Source organism: Solitalea koreensis, assembly GCF_900182575.1.
Classification (GTDB): domain Bacteria; phylum Bacteroidota; class Bacteroidia; order Sphingobacteriales; family Sphingobacteriaceae; genus Solitalea; species Solitalea koreensis.
On sequence record NZ_FXSZ01000008.1, the window covers coordinates 34,694 to 55,563 of the forward strand.

At 37.4% G+C, this 20,870-nt stretch carries 16 protein-coding genes and 1 tRNA gene; 11 read left to right on the forward strand and 6 right to left on the reverse strand.

The features are described from left to right. Window positions 1–32: 32 nt before the first annotated feature. From FN756_RS11895 to mce, 3 genes are all read right to left on the reverse strand, one after another. Window positions 33–281 (reverse strand): type B 50S ribosomal protein L31, encoded by a 249-nt coding sequence (locus FN756_RS11895; RefSeq protein ID WP_142604338.1) that lies wholly within the window; start codon window positions 279–281, stop codon window positions 33–35. 73 nt (window positions 282–354) lie between these two features. Continuing rightward, window positions 355–816, reverse strand: a complete 462-nt coding sequence (locus tag FN756_RS11900) for a GNAT family N-acetyltransferase (RefSeq protein ID WP_246085471.1) — start codon at window positions 814–816, stop codon at window positions 355–357. 163 nt (window positions 817–979) lie between these two features. Beyond that, on the reverse strand, window positions 980–1,384 hold the full coding sequence (mce, locus tag FN756_RS11905) for a methylmalonyl-CoA epimerase (protein WP_185955270.1): 405 nt from the start codon (window positions 1,382–1,384) through the stop codon (window positions 980–982). A 281-nt stretch (window positions 1,385–1,665) separates the two neighbouring features. Here mce and FN756_RS11910 point away from each other — a divergent pair, with 281 nt between their 5' ends. The 4 genes from FN756_RS11910 (at window position 1,666) to FN756_RS11925 (ending at window position 5,822) form a co-directional block, all read left to right on the forward strand. Continuing rightward, entirely contained in the window at window positions 1,666–2,880 is a 1,215-nt protein-coding gene (locus FN756_RS11910; protein WP_449441402.1) for an IscS subfamily cysteine desulfurase, read from the forward strand. An 87-nt stretch (window positions 2,881–2,967) separates the two neighbouring features. Next, entirely contained in the window at window positions 2,968–3,381 is a 414-nt protein-coding gene (gene iscU / locus FN756_RS11915) for a Fe-S cluster assembly scaffold IscU (RefSeq protein ID WP_142604339.1), read from the forward strand. A gap of 89 nt (window positions 3,382–3,470) precedes the next feature. Next, window positions 3,471–3,797, forward strand: coding sequence for a HesB/IscA family protein (locus FN756_RS11920; RefSeq protein WP_142604340.1), 327 nt, complete (start codon window positions 3,471–3,473; stop codon window positions 3,795–3,797). A 111-nt stretch (window positions 3,798–3,908) separates the two neighbouring features. Then, the gene (locus FN756_RS11925; RefSeq protein ID WP_142604341.1) at window positions 3,909–5,822 is read left to right on the forward strand and encodes an AMP-dependent synthetase/ligase; all 1,914 of its coding nucleotides are present in this window, start codon (window positions 3,909–3,911) and stop codon (window positions 5,820–5,822) included. A gap of 162 nt (window positions 5,823–5,984) precedes the next feature. Here the strand turns inward: FN756_RS11925 and FN756_RS11930 are convergent, their stop codons facing one another. Then, window positions 5,985–6,608: an HAD family hydrolase gene (locus tag FN756_RS11930; RefSeq protein ID WP_142604342.1), complete on the reverse strand. Its 624-nt coding sequence runs from the start codon at window positions 6,606–6,608 to the stop codon at window positions 5,985–5,987. A 78-nt stretch (window positions 6,609–6,686) separates the two neighbouring features. Between FN756_RS11930 and FN756_RS11935 the strand changes: the two genes are divergently transcribed. The 4 genes from FN756_RS11935 to FN756_RS11950 all read left to right on the forward strand — a co-directional run bounded on the left by FN756_RS11935 (window position 6,687) and on the right by FN756_RS11950 (window position 8,478). Then, a tRNA-Ile gene (locus tag FN756_RS11935) sits at window positions 6,687–6,760 on the forward strand. Between the two features lie 289 nt (window positions 6,761–7,049). Continuing rightward, entirely contained in the window at window positions 7,050–7,253 is a 204-nt protein-coding gene (locus FN756_RS11940; RefSeq protein WP_142604343.1) for a hypothetical protein, read from the forward strand. Window positions 7,254–7,366: 113 nt separating this feature from the next. After that, a complete protein-coding gene (locus tag FN756_RS11945; protein WP_142604344.1) occupies window positions 7,367–7,798 on the forward strand; it encodes a hypothetical protein in 432 nt (143 codons plus the stop codon). Window positions 7,799–7,998: 200 nt separating this feature from the next. Next, window positions 7,999–8,478, forward strand: coding sequence for a hypothetical protein (locus tag FN756_RS11950; protein ID WP_142604345.1), 480 nt, complete (start codon window positions 7,999–8,001; stop codon window positions 8,476–8,478). A gap of 1,186 nt (window positions 8,479–9,664) precedes the next feature. On the opposite strand, the gene FN756_RS14790 is transcribed toward FN756_RS11950, so the two are convergent. Further along, window positions 9,665–10,030, reverse strand: coding sequence for an AAA domain-containing protein (locus FN756_RS14790; RefSeq protein WP_142604406.1), 366 nt, complete (start codon window positions 10,028–10,030; stop codon window positions 9,665–9,667). Between the two features lie 93 nt (window positions 10,031–10,123). Between FN756_RS14790 and FN756_RS11965 the strand changes: the two genes are divergently transcribed. Beyond that, complete coding sequence (locus FN756_RS11965; RefSeq protein ID WP_142604347.1) at window positions 10,124–12,532, forward strand: CDC50/LEM3 family protein; 2,409 nt, start codon at window positions 10,124–10,126, stop codon at window positions 12,530–12,532. A gap of 374 nt (window positions 12,533–12,906) precedes the next feature. Here the strand turns inward: FN756_RS11965 and FN756_RS11970 are convergent, their stop codons facing one another. Next, the gene (locus FN756_RS11970) at window positions 12,907–16,248 is read right to left on the reverse strand and encodes a TM0106 family RecB-like putative nuclease (RefSeq protein WP_142604348.1); all 3,342 of its coding nucleotides are present in this window, start codon (window positions 16,246–16,248) and stop codon (window positions 12,907–12,909) included. Between the two features lie 760 nt (window positions 16,249–17,008). Between FN756_RS11970 and FN756_RS11975 the strand changes: the two genes are divergently transcribed. Next, window positions 17,009–17,932, forward strand: coding sequence for a PorP/SprF family type IX secretion system membrane protein (locus FN756_RS11975; RefSeq protein WP_142604349.1), 924 nt, complete (start codon window positions 17,009–17,011; stop codon window positions 17,930–17,932). A gap of 333 nt (window positions 17,933–18,265) precedes the next feature. Then, window positions 18,266–20,548 (forward strand): gliding motility-associated C-terminal domain-containing protein, encoded by a 2,283-nt coding sequence (locus FN756_RS11980; protein ID WP_185955271.1) that lies wholly within the window; start codon window positions 18,266–18,268, stop codon window positions 20,546–20,548. The last annotated feature ends 322 nt before the right edge of the window (window positions 20,549–20,870 follow it).

The window sequence follows — 20,870 nt, forward strand, 5'->3', positions numbered from 1 at the left end:
GACGGACCTCAAAATATTTTATTAGCTGAGAACTATTTCTTAGCGTAACGGTTTTTGAATTTATCGATACGACCAGCAGTATCTACCAGTTTCATCTTACCAGTGTAAAACGGGTGTGATTTGTAAGAAATCTCCAATTTTACTAAAGGATATTCGTTGCCATCTTCATAAACGACAGTATCTTTTGTTTCAATAGTTGATTTAGTTAAGAAAGAGTAGTCACATGACATATCTTTAAATACAACTAATCTATAATTTTTTGGATGGATATCAGCTTTCATCTTTGCAATAATTTTAATGGAGCGCAAATATAGGCTGTAATTTTAAAACTCGCAACAGTAATTTTATTTTTGTTTAATTAAATTCAGAAAGTCGCATATGAACATGTTCAATTCCATCTTCTAAGTAAATTTCATCAAACTCTTTAAAACCAAAACCTTGATAAAACCTTAACAAGTAATATTGAGCTCCAATGATCAAATCGGTGTATCCCATCTCCGCAGCTACTTCAATTGATTTACGCATTAATTCTTTACCAAACCCAAAACGACGAAACTCACGACTGGTAACGACACGACCAATGGAAGCTGTTTCAAACATTACACCCGGAGGTACAATTCGAGTATAGGCAGCTAACCTGCCATCTACCCAACCCATTAAATGCGAACAGAGCAAGTCTTTGCCATCACAATCCAGGAAAACACAATTTTGTTCAACAATAAATACATCTTGCCGAAGATGAACAATATCATGATACTCATGAACTGTTAATTCGTTAAATGCTTTTAGCTTCCAAAGAATCTGATCGGTGTTCATAAGTTAATGCGATTGGGCTATTTGTATGATTGCGGGTAACAGGTTAATTATTATTCGTTATTACGCAAGGTGGCAAAAATAGTTTAATGCATTATCAACGCATTAACCCTGCACTATCTATGCTTTATTCTACATAGATCGCACTGTATTGCCAGTGCAACTGTTATTTAATAATACTCTGACACAATTCAATCAAAACCCCATTGCTTGATTTTGGGTGCAAAAAACAAATCATTTTATTATCTGCTCCACGCTTAGGCTGTTCATTAATAAATTGAAAACCTTCACTTTTTAAACGTTCAATTTCTTTTTCAATACTCTCCACCTCAAAAGCAATGTGATGAATTCCTTCACCTTTTTTATCGATGAATTTTGCAATCGGACTGTCATCATTATCAGCTACCAACAATTCTACTTTGCTCTCTCCTATTTCAAAAAACTCAGTAGTTACGCGTTCTGACTCAACTGTTTCAGTTTTATAACTTGGTTTACCCAGCAATTGTTCGAACAATTTGGAGGAATTATTAAGGTCTTTTACAGCAATACCTAAATGGTCAATCTTCAGCATTCTTAAAACTTTCTTTACTAAATTCTTGTTACTGATTTATCAACAGCAAACTTATGGATTATCGTTGAAAGGCTAAAACCAATAGCGAGTTAGAGTTCGTCTAGAGGTATTAAGTTAACAAAGGCGCTATAGCATCGGGATTAATCATTGGTGAACAAACAGCTTAAATACATCAAAAAGTAAGTTTTTTGTAAAAATGATTAAAACAAGAGGCTGGGCAAAACCTCAATTAAGAAAATTTGTGTTACTTTTGCATACTTTATTTAGACAATTTACAAATTATGTTGAATTTACCGATATATCTTGATAATAACGCTACAACACCTATGGATCCGCGTGTTCTTGAGGCAATGTTACCTTATTTCACACAGAAATTTGGTAATGCGGCAAGTCGTAATCACCCTTTTGGATGGGTAGCTGAAGAAGCTGTTGATTACGCTCGTGAGCAAGTAGCTAAAATTATTGGAGCAACTGAAAAAGAAATCATCTTTACTTCCGGCGCTACAGAATCAAATAACCTTGCATTAAAAGGTGTGTTTGAAATGTACCAACAAAAAGGCAATCACATTATTACCTTAGTTACTGAACATAAATGTGTGCTTGACTCAGCTCATCACATCGAGAAAATGGGTGGTAAGGTAACTTTCTTAAATGTAAAGGCCGATGGTCTTGTTGATTTACAAGAACTTGAAAACGCGATGACCGATAAGACCATTTTAGTGTCGATTATGTATGCTAACAATGAAATCGGTGTTATTCAACCTGTAAAAGAAATAGCTGCAATTGCACATAAACATGGAGCTTTATTCCATACAGATGCAACTCAAGCCGTAGGAAAAATTCCTGTGGATGTTATTGCTGACGGTATTGACTTATTATCATTCACCGGACATAAATTATACGGACCTAAAGGCTGTGGTGCATTATACGTTCGTCGTAAAAACCCACGTGTAAAAGTTACGGCACAAATTGACGGTGGTGGCCACGAGCGCGGCATGCGTTCAGGAACATTAAACGTTCCAGGTATTGTTGGCTTTGGTAAAGCATGTGAGGTTGCAATGCAGGACATGGCGGAGGATGCAAAACGTTTGTCGGCATTACGTGATAAACTTGAAAAAGCGGTAACCGAAATGGAAGAAACTTACGTGAACGGCAATACTGAACATCGTTTGCCTCATGTAGCTAACATTTCATTTAAATATGTAGAAGGAGAAGGCTTGATGATGGCGATGAAAGATTTAGCAGTATCATCAGGTTCAGCATGTACTTCGGCCTCATTGGAACCATCATACGTACTAAAAAGCCTTGGTTTAAATGATGACCTTGCTCACTCTTCTATCCGTTTCGGCTTGGGTCGTTTTACAACAGAAGAAGAAATTGACTACGCAATTGAGGTTACTAAAAAGGCGGTAACGCACTTACGTGAACTAAGTCCATTGTGGGAAATGTTTAAAGAAGGCATTGACCTTGATTCTATTGAGTGGGCAGAACACTAAGAAGAGTCTTGAGTCTTGAATACTAAGTATTCATTCCAGATTAAAAAGAACTTATAACTAAAAACTTATAACTTAAACTTTAAATAAATGTCATATTCAGATAAAGTTATTGATCATTATTCGCATCCACGTAATGTAGGCACCTTGGACAAAAGCAAGAACTCTGTTGGTACAGGTTTAGTAGGAGCTCCTGAGTGTGGCGACGTAATGCGTTTACAGATCGAAGTGGATGAAAATCACATGATCACCGATGCTAAATTTAAAACGTTTGGTTGTGGTTCGGCCATTGCTTCTTCTTCATTGGCAACTGAATGGTTGAAAGGTAAATCTATTGACGAGGCATTGAAAATTGACAACATGGATATTGTTGAAGAACTTTCTTTACCTCCGGTAAAAATTCACTGTTCGGTTTTAGCAGAAGATGCCATTAAATCGGCAATTAACGATTACCGCGTTAAAAACGGTATGGAACCAATCGCATTGGAGAAATCACATCATTAATTTAGAGTAAAGAATCAGGATATAAGATTAAAGACTCATGAAAGTCATTTTTCTTGGCTCTTGTCTCTTGAATCTATAATCTCAATAAAATGGTAACTATAACAGACAAAGCAAAAAGCAAGATTGATGAATTGATGCACGATGCCAATCTTGACAATTCTTACTTTTTGCGAGTGGGTGTGCAAGGCGGTGGTTGCTCAGGTCTTTCATACAAAATGGATTTTGATAACGAATTAAAACCGGGCGATCAGGAGTTTGAAGATAAGGGAATGAAAATCGTTCTCGATATGAAGAGCTTTTTATACTTAGCAGGAACTGAACTGGATTTTAGTGACGGTTTAAATGGAAAAGGATTTAATTTTATTAATCCTAATGCCAGCAGGACTTGCGGTTGCGGAGAAAGTTTTTCAGTATAAAAACATATTATATTTTACAATAAAGGTCTTCTTTAAAACAAGAAGGCCTTTATTTTTATCCTAATATTTTTTTAGCAAATTGCCATCCGCTTTAGCGCTATCTATAAACGTATGATACAACTTTCTGAAAGAACCACTATTCCACAGTTATTAAGAAATGTGGTTCAGCATATAAAATCGCCCGATTCACCATTCTTAATGGAAAAAAAGAATGGCATCTATAAGCCTATTTCATTCCAACAAACACTAGCCAATGCTGATGCTTTTTCAGCTTGGTTTTTTGCAAATGGAATAATAAAAGGTGATCGCTTAGGACTAATTATTGAAAACTGTCCGGAGTATATTTATTATGATCAGGGACTACAGCAAATTGGAGCGATCAATGTTTCCATCTACCCTACACTTTCTGAAACTGAGATAGAACATATCATTAACGATGCCGGAATCAAATCAATTTTAGTTGGCAATCCTTTTTTATTACGTAAGGTTTTAAAAATAGCTGATCACTGTCCAAGTTTACAGTTTATCATCCCTATTTTTAATGATCATCATAAAATTTCAGCGCATTATTCCGGCTCAAAAAAAATCCTCACCTTTAATGACATTCAGAAAGAGGGAGCAATGCTTTTACCTTCTTTCCAAGACAAAATAAATGAGGCCCGTGAAATGGTTCAGCCTGAAGATGTAGCTTCATTAATCTATACCTCCGGTACAACAGGAACTCCGAAAGGGGCAATGCTTACGCACCATAATTTTGTAAATAATGTAAAAGCCTGCCTTGAACAAATTCCGGTAATTAATCCGGATGATGTATTTCTTTCTTTTCTTCCCCTTTCTCATGTTTTCGAACGTACGGCAACCTATCACGTTTGCTGTGCAGTTGGTAGTACAATGGCCTTTTCGCAAAGCCTTGAATTGCTTGGTAAAAACATGATAGAAGTTCAGCCTACTGTGATGTCGGTTGTACCTCGATTATTGGAACGAATTTGCGAGAAAGCTATGAAAAGTGGCACCAATGCCGGCGGTTTCAAATCAAAAATATTTTTATGGGCATTTGAAATTGGCAAGAAAGCTCGTTTTCAACGTGAAGCAGGCAAATCATTAGGGCCGCTACTATCTGCGCAAGCTTTAATAGCAGACAAACTCGTATTTAGTAAGATTAAAGAGAAAACAGGCGGAAAGCTAAAGTTTTTATTATCTGGCGGGGCTGCTTTACCTATTGCTGTAGGAGAATTCTTTGGCAACATAGGTATTAAAATATTAGAGGGCTATGGTTTGACAGAAACCTCACCAGTTATGTCGGTTACCGAATACCATCGTCAGGTAATTGGTACGGTTGGGCGTATTATTCCCGGAATAACGGTTGCTATTCAAAATACTGACACTAAAAAAATTATTACTGAACAAACCCACGAAAGCTTCGACCCTAATTTTGAATCGGAAGAAGGAGAAATAATTGTTCGGGGCCATTGTGTAATGAAAGGCTATTGGAATAATCCGAAGGAAACCGAAATTGTGATCGATGAAAATGGTTGGTTTCATACAGGTGATGTTGGCAAATTCAGCAATGGTAATTTGAAGATTACAGATCGTATTAAAAATATACTGATTAACTCTTACGGAAAAAACATATACCCTACGCTTATTGAAAACACCTATTTAAAAAGTCCTAAAATTGAGCAAATTTTCCTAATCGGCGATAAGCGTGATTACATAACGGCGATCATTGTCCCTTCTCATGATGAATTGCGTGACAATTTTGATCTAGATGAGGATTTCTTTAATGAACCGGATCATTTTATTGAAGAAGAACGAATCGTAAAATGGATCAAAGATGATGTACGCCAACTGTCGAATGAGCTGGCAAAATTCGAACGTATTAAAAACTTCTGTATAAAACGTCATCCGTTTACGATCGAATCAGGTGAAATCACTCCTACCCTCAAGACCAAGCGCAGGGTAATTGAGGCGAAGTATGCTGAAGAAATTGATGAACTGTACGAAGAAATGGTTGAGGCCGAATAATCTTTGAAAATGATCAATGAGAGCATCTGTTGAAATGAATCAACAGATGCTTTTTTCTGAAAGTGTTTTGTTTTTAATAGGCCATCAAGAACCCGCTAGTTTTACTTTAATGGTCGTTTGTGAGCTTATTGCTCATGCGGGTTTTGTTGGTTTTATATTAATTTACAGGTACGGCTCCAAGACTTCCTTGAGTGACTCACCAGGTTGTACTAATCTGGTTTGTAAACCTATTTTTTTAGCCGTTTCTAAATGCTGCGGACTATCATCAATAAATAATGTTTCGGAAGGATTTAACTGATGAGAGCGAAGAACTGATTCAAATATTTCAGCGTCTGGTTTTCGCATTCCCATTAAGTGCGAATAATAATCTTTCTCAAAATAAGAGGCCATTGAGTCAATCTTCCAAACCTTATTCAAATAATCAATAATCCAATCGTAATGGATTTCATTATTATTGCTCAGCAAAAAACTTCTGTACTTTGATTTGATCTGTAAGAGTAATTCAAGATTTCCAACGGGTATGCCAATCAATAAAGCATTCCAGGCATCAATAATTTGCTGTTCACTGACACCTTCGGGTAAGTGTTTTTTTAATTCAGTGGTAAATTGACGAGCATTTATCTCTCCTTTTTCAAGCTGATCAAAAAATTTTTCCTGCAATTTATGCCCATATAATTCATCAATATTACTTAACCCTAAGTCCTTGAATGCCTGACTCGCCAGCTTAAAATCTATCTTAAAAATAACGTTCCCATAGTCGAAAATAATGTTTTTAATTGCAGTCATTTTATATTATTTAATGTTTTTTATTGTGTAATTGAATGCAATTTTACATATTTGCGGCTCGATTTGGAAAACAAATCAGGGCCCTTAGCTCAGTTGGTTAGAGTAGGAGACTCATAATCTTTTGGTCCGGGGTTCGAGCCCCCGAGGGCCCACTTAAATTAAAAGCTCAATCTGTTAAAAGATTGGGCTTTTTTTATGGACTGAAATGGGTTTAAAGGCGGTTTTTAAGGCAATAACAACTGTTACCGATTAAAATACACAATCCTTTCCTAATAGCACAAAATTTCGTCAAATTAGCACTTTTTAACTCAACTGACACGCATCAGTAATTCATTAAATAGACTCCGCTAACGCTTCATCCATTTAAAATTCGCAACGGCGAGCTCGTTCTGTCAGTGCAATTATTCAACTCATTCACTAATCCTAATTAATCACTTTCACATGAAAAACCCACAGGTTAACTATCTTTTAATGGTTTCCGAAATCTCTTTATGGTATCACCCAAAAGTAAAGGCAGTAGATATGAAAACCGTTCATTCCTCTAAAGATGCTTACGCTATTTTCAAGGAACATTGGGATGAAGGCTTGATAGGGTTCTTGGAAGAATTCAAGATTGTCTACGGGATACCAAATTCATCCGATTGAGGATTAACAATGAGATTTTTGAGTAGTAAAATTTTTTAGTTAATTTCGGGCAAAATCAACATCAATCCTTTCACTTTCAATAATTTAATTATATTTAATAAACTTAAACAGTTATGAAAAAACTATTATTCACACTTATTATTGTTACTATTTTACCAATGATGGCTTTTAAAGCTAAACCTGCTGAGGATGGCTATTATGCTTTTATTGTTATTGACGGAGTGTGGAAAGACGGGAGAGGCTACACCAGTAAAATCATTTACTTTCCCGGCTACGACGACTGCAACAAGTACAAGGCTATTGATTACTTTGATAATGCCCGAAGAGCCTTCAGTAATCACTTGAAAGCCTACCATAATGACGCATTCCCTTATGGAGAGAATAACAACTTTAAAATTATTGACAAAAAGCAGTACAGCACTTCAACTTTGCTGCAAACTTACGAACAGGCACAGCAACGTATGACCCAGTGGGTAGCTGAGCAAAAGGAAAAGGGCTATGAGGTAACATATACCAACTTTGGCTTTAGCTGCAACAGCCTATAAATACAGAATAATTAATATTATGAAAAAGATTTTTATTACTTACCCTTATTCTTGGAAGGCGCCAAACTGGTAAAGGATGATTTGTTTTAAGTAAAATAAATAAAAATAAGTTTTTCAAAACCAATCACCTTTAAATAAACGATCATCATTGAACTATTTGATCAGAACACTATTAATTCATTTAAAATACCATCAATAATATGAAACGAATTTTATTATTACTTACGCTCTGCCTGGGCGCAACAGGGTTAAAAGCACAAACAGCAGAAGAAACTGTAGCTTATATTAATGCTAAATACGGCGCCTATAAATCGGACGTAAACGAGTGGGAGAGAATAGCAACAAACGATGCCCTAATTACTATTACCTCAAATAAATATAAAATAGAAAGAATATGGTGGGGTAAAGTAACCGGCATTGCCTACACAAGACGTACTAACGACGAAGGGAAACAATATTGGCGGATAGTTCTTTCTGGAAAACTATTTAAGTTTAAAAAAGATGATGCCGGTTCTATGGATTTTCAAGGAAATAGGTATCTCTATGAGGCGGAAGGTGAAAATGGATATTATTTTTTGATACCTGAGGTAAGCGAAGAGAATGTAAAAAAGTTCGTCAAGGCTCTTACCAAAATAGCTGAGCTTAATGGTGCCAAGCTGGTAAAGGATGATTTGTTTTAAAGAAAATAAATAAAAATAAGTTTTTCAAAACCAATCACCTTTAAATAAACGATCACTATAGTATAGAATTTAAGCATTTACAAACATAGGATGAACTGTGTTAAGCTATTTCAGACACTAACTTTTAAAGGGGTATATTTTTGAGATTTAGTGCCTTTTATTATTTATTTCATTATCCTCATGCGAACCTTCGGGATCTGATGATCCTTATGAAGCTAGCAAGTCTAGTGGGTCTGGTGGGTCTACTAGTTGTGGTTGCGTTTAGCGACTCGTTTGTAGCCATTTTAGAAAGACAATACCAGTGAAAAAATTTTTCCCAAACTTTTAAATCAAATCCAATTTAATATCTTGCAAATCAACCTAAGCCTAAACAAAAATGAAAAAAACATTCATCTTCCTAATACTTGCACTTTTAATTTCAAATCAATGCTATTGTCATCCATATAATTCCGAAATCAAACAAAATGTAATTCATAATGGAATTGGATTAGGGAGTGTTGTTGCCGTAGTCCTTTCTTGGGACAGGAATAAATCTATTTTATTAGCAGTTTTACATGCAATTTTCAGTTGGTTCTATGTAATCTATTTTGCTTTAACAAGAGAGCCAATAAAAATAAAGTGGTGGTAATTCTATCTATACATTTTAAAAGGTAAAAGCAGTTTCGGATAGTAATTTTACTCAAACTATCACCAATAAGTCGTTGCATGAAATAATAATCTTAGTTCTTCTATTCAATCATAACATCAAAACTGAAAACATTTAATCATGAAAAAAAAAAGTTTATCTTATTCGTTATCCTACTAACGGCCAGTCTACCATTATTGACTCAAAACATTGTTAACCCTCTATTTGAGTTCAGCATCACAAAACAACGCTATCGTTAAAATTGAAACCGACAAATTGTACACCGTTGCTTCTTTTGAATATACAGTTTGCGTACACCCCATGGTAAGCATTATAATTTTATAAAGGCAGAAAATATTAATATTGCACCCGATAAAACTGTATTATCCATTCTTATTTTCGTTGGCGTGCTGTTTTTGTTGATCAAATGGACGATAGCTATCCATATTGACACTTTGCAAATTAATAACCATTGGTTTATTCAAGTAAATAAGAACGATAAGTTTAACTGCTTCTTCAGCATGCTCTCCCTCATTTTCCGGCCGTTGACTTACAGTGATATCACCTAACCGCCATCTCCCTTAATCGGCATAGGGCATTGGCGAGTTTCATTTGCTGCGGACTCATGCAGTCGGGTTCGAAAAGTTTCGGACTGGCCACCAGAATAAAAACGGCCTTAGCCCTTGACACCGCCACATTTAACCTTTCGAGGCTGTACAGAAATTCCATGCCGCGGGGGGCATCTTCGGGCGACGAGGTGGCCATAGAAAATATAACAACAGGCGCCTCCTGTCCTTGAAACTTGTCAACCGTTCCAACACGAACACCAGGGATGGCTTCCGTTAAATCATGCACCTGGGCATTGTAGGGGGCAATGACAAGAATATCGTTAACAGTCAGTTTATTGCGTTTATTTTCTTTATCTATTCCACACCTACTTCATCATTTTATTCGCACTAAACAAGATTGATAATAAATAATATTATTTTGTCTTAATAATATTAACCCAAAACATTTTACATGAAATTCAAGTATTTACTATTATCAATAATTGGATCGGTGTTTTTATGCTCATTCATCATTGATGATGACCCTGTTCTTGAATCCTTTAAGCAAAAGGTTGTCAGTTCTTATTCGAAGTATTTTGAACCGATAAGAGAAAACGTTTATACCCACATTAATAAATCATTATATCTTGCCGGCGAGGATATTTGGATGAAAACATACGTTACCAATGCTTCATCGGGCAAACTTCTTAATGTCAAGTCAACCAATCTCTATACCGATTTGTACGGACCTAACGGTAAATTGGTTGTAAGGAAAGTATGGCGGCTTACTTCCGGTTTAGCGGCCGGAGACCTGCATTTGGCCGATACACTAGCCAGTGGAACTTACACGCTGAAAGTATACACCAACTGGATGCGTAATTTTGAAAAAGAACGAATTTTTACCTCTTCAATACGGATTTATGGCGCAAAAGAGGCAATTATCAAGCCTGATTCGTCGCCAACTAGAGATTGGGATGTGCAGTTTTTTCCGGAAGGTGGCAATCTCATTACTGAATTGGACAACCGACTTGCAGTAAAAATAGTAGACCCAAACGGTAAGGGAAAGGCAGTTTCGGGAACAATTAAGGATTCAAAAGGCGAAATCCTTGGTGATTTCCAAACCAATCATTTAGGATTTTCAGCTTTGAATCTTAATCTTCAAACCACAGAAAAACTAACGGCAGAAATAAAATTTCCAGACGGCAGTACGAAACAATATGGATTGCCGGAAACACTGAAGAAAGGGATTACACTATCGGCAAACACTTTTGTTAAAGATAGATTAATCTTTGTTGTCAAAACGAACGCCGAAACTCTATCTGATTTAAAAGGCAAGAAGTTTTTTTGCATGATTCATTCAAATGGTACCATTCACAAATTATGGCATTTTCTTTTTAGCGACGAGCCTGTCATTGTTAATCTGCAAAAATCAGATTTGCCGGCAGGTATTAATACCATCACGCTTTTTGACGAAAATCATAAGCCAGTATCAGAGCGTCTTTTTTTCAATCACAAAAAAGAAATTATTGGGGATGTAAAATTAAGTCACGAGCGTCAGGGTGATTCAGTACTGGTTAAAGTTGCAGCCAGTGATATCAATGGAAAACCCCTGACAGCTAGTTTAAGCATGTCAGTTTTACCTTCCGGTACCATTGCAAATAAATTTGAAAATGATATCTATTCACAGTTATTGTTGAAGTCGGAAGTAAGGGGTGTGGTGGAGAATCCTAAATACTATTTTGAAAATGATGATTTTCAACATCTATCTGATCTTGATAACCTTTTGTTAACGCAAGGGTGGAGAAAATATAACTGGAGCGAAATCTTAAATGTATCCGGACCGAAAACCCCGCTTTTTTTTGAAAATGGGTTTGAAATGAAAGGTTCAGTAAAGAATTTCCTGAATGGAAAGGTGGATACAACCACTCAGTTAACTCTATTTATCTCACAACCTTTTCAGCTTAATTCTGCAAAGGTTGATTCAAAAGGTAATTTTTTGTTCCCTAATCTTTACCTTTTGGATTCAAGCCGTGTAATTATCACGGCTTCCAATAAGAAAGGTAAAGGATGGAATCGGTTCATTGAGGCAAATATTGCCTACCCCAATCTTGAAAATTCAACTGATTTAAACTATTTCGCAAAAGAAAAATTCAATGCAGAAGAAGTGCTTAGAAACTTACTTCCCGGCATGTTACAATTGAATGAAGTGGTAGTTAAGGGTACAAGGCAAGACCAGAACCCTTTTAAGAATGACATGTACTCCGGCATAATGGACCAATACTATGTAATAACAAAGGATAATCATACTCAATACAACACTATTGCGGACTTACTTAATTGGGAGTTTAATGTATCGATGTCCAATGACGCTAATGGTATCAAAATAGATATGTCAAATTCATCCGGAGGTAATGGCAATCCGGCGTTGATTATTGACGGGATGAAATTTAATGACTTATCGATTTTGAGTATGTATAATTTGAATGATATCGAAGCGATTGCGATCAATAAGGGAAACAATCTTATGTTGGGGCGAGATGGAGGCAGTGGTGTTATCAGGATTAAAACACGTATGGTTCGTGCGGACTGGGATAACCAAAATGGTCCAGCAAACGTTAAAAATATACTGGCAAACGGATACTCATTACCCGTGGCTTATTATGCTCCGAAATATGCTGCCAGACCGGGTGATGATTTTCATGCCAAGTACGCCAGCTTGTATTGGAAACCTAATATTGCGACAGATTCAACCGGTATCACAGAATTCAAATTTTTTCTGCCTAAAGAAATTCAGGAAATGGAAGTAAGAATAGAAGGAATTTCCACTCAGGGACATTTCTTTTACAGAGAGGATAAGGTAAAAGTGGCTCTGGGTTCCTAATTTTTAACCGTTAACGAGGGGGGACTTCTTTAGTCTTCTGCCCATGAAATCAACGATCAAAAGGGATAAGGATCTTAGAATGAATAAGCTTTGTCCCTCAAATTTACCCACTATCTTTTAAATATACAGTTTGCGTACACCCCATGGTAAGCATTATAATTTTATAAAGGCAGAAAATATTAATATTGCGCCCTATAAAACTGTATTAATTTTCGTTGGCGTGCTGTTTTTGTTGATCAAATGGACGATAGCTATCCATATTGGCACTTTGCAAATTAATAACCATCGGTTTATTCAAGTAAATAAGAACGATAAGTTTAACTGCTTCTTCAGCATGCTCTCCCTCATTTTCCGGCCGTTGACTTACAGTGATATCACCTAACCGCCATCTCCCTTAATCGGCACAGGGCATTGGCGAGTTTCATTTGCTGCGGACTCATGCAGTCGGGTTCGAAAAGTTTCGGACTGGCCACCAGAATAAAAACGGCCTTAGCCCTTGACACCGCCACATTTAACCTTTCGAGGCTGTACAGAAATTCCATGCCGCGGGGGGCATCTTCGGGCGACGAGGTGGCCATAGAAAATATAACAACAGGCGCCTCCTGTCCTTGAAACTTGTCAACCGTTCCAACACGAACACCAGGGATGGCTTCCGTTAAATCATGCACCTGGGCATTGTAGGGGGCAATGACAAGAATATCGTTAACAGTCAGTTTATTGCGTTTATTTTCTTTATCATTCCACATCACCTCATCCTCTGTGAGTACTTTAATGATGGCCTTTATTCTCGCCACTTCTTCTACCGAAGAATTCTTATTGCCTTCATGTTCTACAGCTTCATAAAAAATACCCGCACCTTCAAATCTTGTTTTTCCTTCGAGATGTTGGTTATCATTTTCAGGTTTTGTTTGGAGCCTACCCTCGTAAAAAAGTTCTGAATTAAAACCACAAATGGCTGAATGAAGGCGCCAGGTCTTATCAAGAAAAACACCCTGCTCTTCATGAACGGTCTTCTGATCTTGTAGAATATGCTCCAGCGCTGAAAGTTCTGTTCCTTCAGGATGACTCCCCTTTTGCGGTTGTTTCAGTTGTTGAGGATCGCCAAGAAGGACTAAATTCTTAGCCGATTGTGAAAGCGCTAACGTATCGATCAGTGAAAGCTGACCGGCTTCGTCGACAAACATCACATCCACAGATTCAAAAAAATCTTCACGAGACCACATGAACGGTGTGCCCCCTGCAATTTGTACCTTGTTATTTTGCAGAAGGTTTAGTACTTCGCTATTGTCTGTTGTTTCAGTCCACCGAGAACTGCCCGTCTCTTCCCGCACTTTCTGAACCATTGCAATCCTCTCATTTCTGCTTTCTGCTGTCTTTTGCACTTTATCCATCAAACCATGAATCACTTTATGGCTTAAGGCCGTGATGCCAACCTTCTTTCCCATCCTCAAAAGTTCAAGGATCATGTTTGCTGCCGTATGGCTCTTTCCCGAACCAGGAGGCCCCTGCACCGGAAGTATGCCTTCATCCAAAACTTTAACCCAGTTCACCGCAGTACCCTGTGGATCATCTGTTTTATAAAATTCACCACAAACGGACGGATGGGCACGAAGCAAAAGATCCCTTCCTGCTTTATATCTTCCTTTTCCTACGATACCATTGTTGATAACCCATTCGGCGAGTCTGATGATAGCCTCTTCTTTTTCGTCACTATTTATCATATCAAGAGTAAATACGGCATCAGGATGAAGTTCTGCTTTTGCCAACCCACGTTTGATCCATATCATTCCATTATTAATGTCGATACGATCTACTTTACCCACATCGTCACCTCTCGACTTCAGCTTATCGCCAACTTTTATATCTGTTTCCTGCACCGGAAAACTGTATTTATCAACCACACTTTTTTTCACAGTACTTCTTTCACCCGTATAAGACAGGAAGGCGATAGCAACTTTTTCATCCAACAGCTCCTCATTGGGCAGTTCCTTAAGCCTGAAATATTCCCACCAGAATGATTTCTGTTCCCTCCGGTACCAGTCGAGCATATTGGCTAATAACCACCTGGACTGCTCATCATTTCGGTCCTTACGTTCAAAAGGAATCCCGTTCATGAGCGCTTCGTAAAGAGGCTGGATTCGCTCCTGGTGATTAGTTACATTTTCTTCCGCTTCACCATCCTTTAGAACTGGGCGGGGTATATCTGCGCCGTTACAGGTAAAAATTGATCTTTGTTGTTCGAGCCAGTTGCGCAAGCTTTCGGTAGATCTGCAGTCGTCCTCATTGTAATCCCTCACCACATCAACAGTCTCCTGAGGTGCATCCTGTACAGCCCCCACTTCAAGCAGACATTCATAAATCATTTTCTCTTTGCCCACCATTCGGAGGTCGCGCTTACGACTGAACTGATGAAACTTCTCCATTTCTTTTAAAGAGTAGGATTCCACACTGGCACGGATAGCCTGTTTTGTAACAGCATGTAAGTCGATAAAAACACCGGCCCTAAGCAGGGTATCAATCTCATGCTCACGCGTTGCATACTTACCCATCAGTCTTTTAAGTGCTGCCGGTTCATAAGGCGCAAAATGATAAATGTGCATATCTTGATATTGTGTACGAACTGCCATCATTTGATCCACAAAATCTTCAAAGGCCTTCTTCTCTTCTGTATCAGTAGTAGCCCACAGGTAATGATACTTTCCCTGGTAGACCCATCCGAATAAATATTCCCTTCCCGTAGTACCTACAAAAGGATCCCCTTCAAAATCAAAAAACACATCGCCATCGCTTGGTTCCGGTAATTTATAGAGGCCAAAATCAGGTTTCAGTTCAAGAAATTCGTGAATGGGCCTGCACTGTTCGCGCGATTCGTATTGTATCCTGGCTTGTTCACGCAGTCGTTCATATGTTTCCAGTGATCCTTTGGAAGGTTTTATTGCAAGCGGCACCGGAAGGGCAGCCATTGATTCCAAGGTACGCACGTTCCATTTGCGCACTTCACGGATCTGTGAACTCCCCATGCCGGCAATAAAGCTAAGATGGTCATCATCTCTGCGTTTCCTGTTGCAGCGTTCCCACCAGTCGCAAACATCGCAATGTGCAACAGGTTCAGGATACACATCAGTTTCCTCTGCAACCGCTTGTTGCAGCCGGCTTTGCACCAATCTGAAATAGGCCATATAATCATTCACGCGATAAGACTCAGACTGTGCGGGAGTTTTGATACGCATGTACTCCGGCTGGAATCCCTGCAGTTCACCCACGATGTATGAATAAAGACAGATTTGCAACAGGGAACCAGCTTTGGTTTCCTTAGCAAGTTTGGTATCCATCACCTCATAGCTCCATTCACCTAAATTGCTTTTATGATCTGTTTTAATTAGGAAATCTGCCCAACCTTCCCATATCCCATGTTTGAGCCTGGCCTGGTAGATATAATCCGCACCATCTTTCATTGCCTTTAGGGTAGTTGCCGCATTATTATCATCGCGATCGATCTCCACTACAATTTTCCCCTGAGCCTTCAGCTCATCGAGGAATGAGCGTTCAAACTCCTCCCCTTTCTTCCTCAATACATTGAGCGAGGGCGATTCAAAAAAGGGTTTCTTCAACTCACCCTTTGCTACCATTAACTTGAGTAGAGTAAGATGTGCGCAGCCAATATGACTGGAAATATCAGAAGCAGAAAAATGAATAGTATTATTGCTGAGATGCATAGTGAATATTTAGGGTACAATTAGTATGGCATCCAATTTTATAATGTATTTACAAAATACTATTAAAATGGAAATTCTGATATGAATATTGTGCCTTTAATATCAGGATATAAACATATTGTTCATTATAATTTATTGTTCACGTAGTGCATATGCCCCCTGTTCAATTAATTATTATTCAGGGCGTTAAAACTCAAACCAAGCTAGCTAAGGGAAAGATTACACATTCACCTAGGCTTTATTATCTCCAACTGTCTTAAAAATGTGTTTCTTTCAGCAAAAGTTGAAGCCTTATTAGGACGTAATTTTTAGCCGATACTTTTCTGCAGGACTCTCTTACACCTTTTCCATTAAAATAAAAGAGTACCTAACTACGCCTTATAAAATCATTTGAAGTTACAATTCTTGTTTCTGAATAAACCACTACTGACACATTTCATTGATTACACTTCGAAAACGATCTTAAAACTTAGCTCGGTTGATTAGAATTGACGACTCATAAAACTTTTGGTACAAGTTTGAGCTTTCCAAGTCGATTAAGGTTATAGGATATTTATCTAAGTACATTATTATTAATAAGCAGTTTTCTTTTTGAATATTTCATATCTAAAACATTTTTAGCACTTTTTTTTACTATTGCTTTTAAATATAATTACATGAATGATTTCTTACTGCAACCAAACTGGCATGCGTTTCGTACAAGTATGAATAATTCACTTAGGTAATACGCCTGAATTACTATTAACCTGACCAACATTTAATGAAAAAGTATCTACTCGCTTTACTATTTGTAGGCTCCTCGATAGTTGTATATGCACAGCAAAGACCTCAATATACTTTGTACATGCAAAACAATTTTATCTTAAATCCTGCTATTGCCGGCATTGAAAACTTCAGTGACGTGAAGCTTAGCTACCGTAATCAATGGGTAGGTTTAGATGCAGCACCCAAAACAGGATATCTTTCCTTTCATACACCGATTGGAGACGTTGATGAGCGCCATCATGGAGTGGGAGCTCAAGTAGTATCCGATAAAACCGGCCCAACGAGTCGTTTATCTGTTAATGCAGATTATGCATATCATTTACCTATTTCCGGGAACATGAAAATTTCTTTTGGAGTAGCCGGAGGGTTCACACAATATAATATTGATGGTTCACAATTAATCGTAGTTAATCCAAATGATCCGGCTATTGCAAGCGCCACACAATTTCTTCCGGATCTGACTGCTGGTGTTTGGCTGTACTCTGATAAATTTTATGTTGGAGGATCAGCTTTACAGTTGATACCAGCCTCTCTTGATTTTGGCAATGGAAATCCATCAGGATTAAATAAATTTCGTACGCACTATTTTTTAACTGGAGGGTATCGATTCCCTATTGGATATGATTTTGTAGCAACGCCCTCTGTAATGGTGAAACACATAAGCCCAGCTCCTGTTTCAATGGATTTTAACTTTAAAATGATGTTTAAGGAAACTGTTTGGGCAGGCATATCTTACCGTAAAGCAGATAGTTTTTCTGCTTTAGTTGGAGTAAACATTAGCTCTTTAATTAATGTAGCTTATGCATATGATTACGCTGTAAATGAACTTACTAATTATACAAGTGGTAGCCATGAAGTAATTCTAGGTTTGCAACTCAATAATCATTACAAAGTCCGCTGTCCACAAAACGTTTGGTAATAGCTTGATCATAAAATCATACAAAAAATCCTCGAAAATTAGTTTTTCCGAGGATTTTTTATTTAAAACAACTGGCAAAAAATCTTTCTATCCTGGTAGTTTTAAAACCAAATTAATACTAACAAACTGAATATCAGGCATTTTATTTGTACTAATAAATTAACAGATAGCTTATGTAACATCATTGACTTCTTACACCTTAATTATTAATGAATGCGCTCTCTACATCTACCCTTTACTAACTGGATTTTACTGTGCACCATCTTTTGCTGCCTATCATCAATTGCAGGGGGGCAAAACAGTAACAAAGGCACTGACTTTTGGGTAGGATTTATGAGCCACATTGAAGGTGTTGGAGGAACCAGAGGGGCTCAGATGGCATTGTATATAACTTCTGATGTAAGTACATCTGGTACTGTGTTTGTCAATGGAATCGGTTCATCTCAAAATTTCAACGTAACTGCTAATACTGTTACTGAACTAACGATACCAACCGGAGCTTATGTTGATAATATTCAAGCGGCACTAAACAAGGGTATCCATATCGTTTCTAAAGATCCAATAGTTGTATTTGCTCATATTTATGCATACGTAATTTCAGGTGCAACATTGGTTTTACCAACTAATACCTTGGGTAAAGACTATTATGTACTGAGTGCCCAACCTAGTGCCACAGAAACATATTCTTACTCTCAATTCATGGTGATTGCCACTGAAGATGCTACTCAGGTTGAAATAACCCCATCAGCCCTCACCGTAAATGGTAATCCAGCGGGCGTTCCTTTTACTGTTCTTTTAAATAAAGGAGAAGTGTATCAAGTCCAATCAAAAACCGATTTATCAGGCAGTCATGTTGCATCAACTGGAAACGACAGCACTGGATGCAAACGGATTGCTGTTTTCGGAGGAACTACATGGTCGCCATTGGGTTGTATTCAAGCAGATACCGGTGATAACCTTTATCAGCAGCACTATCCGGTAAGCACCTGGGGGCGCGAATATATTACTATACCTTTTGCTACCAGAAAGAGAGATGATTTTAAAATAGTAGCATCAGAAAATAATACCATAATCAACATCAATGGAACAATTATAAATCTTAATGCAGGCCAAACATACTCAACTTCCTCATCCGGAATAGCACTACATATAACATCAAACAACCCAATTTCAGTTGCCCAATATTCAATTACCCAGGTTTGCGATGGTATTACAGGTGACCCTGAAATGATCTTGCTTACTCCTGTCGAGCAAAATATAAGAATGATTACCATGTATTTAACAACCCACTATCAAATAGTGGGGAACTACATTAACGTTTTAATTAAAGATCAATTCAAAAACAGCTTCCGAATTAACGGGGCTGCGCCTAAATCTGCTTTTATCCCAGTTGGTAATACAGGGTATGTATATTTACAAGAAAAGTTAGCGGCAGGAAGTTACACCCTTTCTGCAGATTCAGGGTTTAATGCTATTGCTTATGGCTTTGGAGATATCGAATCCTACGGATATTCTGCCGGATCAAACATCGAAGAGGTTGATAAAAAAATAATAGCTAATACATCCATTGCGTCCAATATTACCGGGACATGTGTAAATACACCTATATTTTTTACAATAAGCTTACCATATGCTACTAGTCATCTTGTATGGGATTTTGGCAATGGGCAAACATTTACGGTTGACAATCCAGTAACTTCTTCCACTGCTCCACCCTATATTTATAATTACGTCAATCTAGCAACAAATAATACTGTAATTTATACCCAACCAGGAACATATATAATTAAAGCAATCGCAACCCGAAATGGATTAACTGGTTGTGAAGCTTTTGATGAACTTATTTATAATTTATTAATTGAAGATTTACCTAAAGTTATAACTCAACCGGTTTATACCATGTGTTCAAATGAACCTGTGGTTAACATTATCAATTTAATCGGGCAGCGCCCAAGTGGAAAATACACTTTTAAGGGAGATGGTCTAATTGATAGTTTGTTTAATCCGGCAACTGCTGGAAGTGGCCCTCATAACATTGAAATAATTAACACTAGTATAAATGGGAATTGTAGTCAACTAATCGATTTTATTATTAATGTTAACCCGGCTCCATTTGTCGACGCAGGAGATGAAATAGACATTGACTTAGGTGAAACTGCTCAACTTAACGCAAAAGTAAGTGGTGATATTCTTGATTTTACCTGGGCAGCTGACACCAGTCTCAGTAATCCCAATTCATTAACCCCAATTGTCACTCCTACTAAAAATACTTTATATAAATTATACGTTAACAGTGAAAACGGATGTACAGCTGTTGATAGTGTACTCGTTAGAGTGTATACCGATTTAGAAGTACCCAATGCATTCTCTCCCAATAACGATGGAGTAAATGACACTTGGCAAATAAGCGGAATTGAAAACTATCCCGACTCTCAAGTTTACATTTATAACAGATACGGAGAAAAAGTTTTTTATTCGAAAGGCTATGGCATTCCTTGGGATGGAGCTCGTAATAGCAACCACCCTCTTCCTCCTGCCACTTATTATTATGTTATCAAACCAAACAATCCACGTATCCCCAACCCTCTCGTTGGCCCTGTGACCATTATATACTAATACAATGGCATTCCTTCCAGCTATCTAAACTGAGTTAGTTGCAAACAAAATATTTCTGTTCACAAACCATTTTCTTGGCTTTATTTTTATGGTTTGAGAAAAATAGATAAATAAAATTATTTAATAAAAAATAAATTAAACACATAAGAATGTTAATATCTTTTAAATCATAAATAAGCCAAAACCAGCCATAAGGCAACAACTTCGCAGATTTTCATTTGATTTTAAGAATTTTTTCAAAAAAAACTCCTTGCTTTCTTACAAATTGTTAGGTATTTTAAAGTTTCAAGCTGAAACTTTTACACATAATTATCAGTATAAC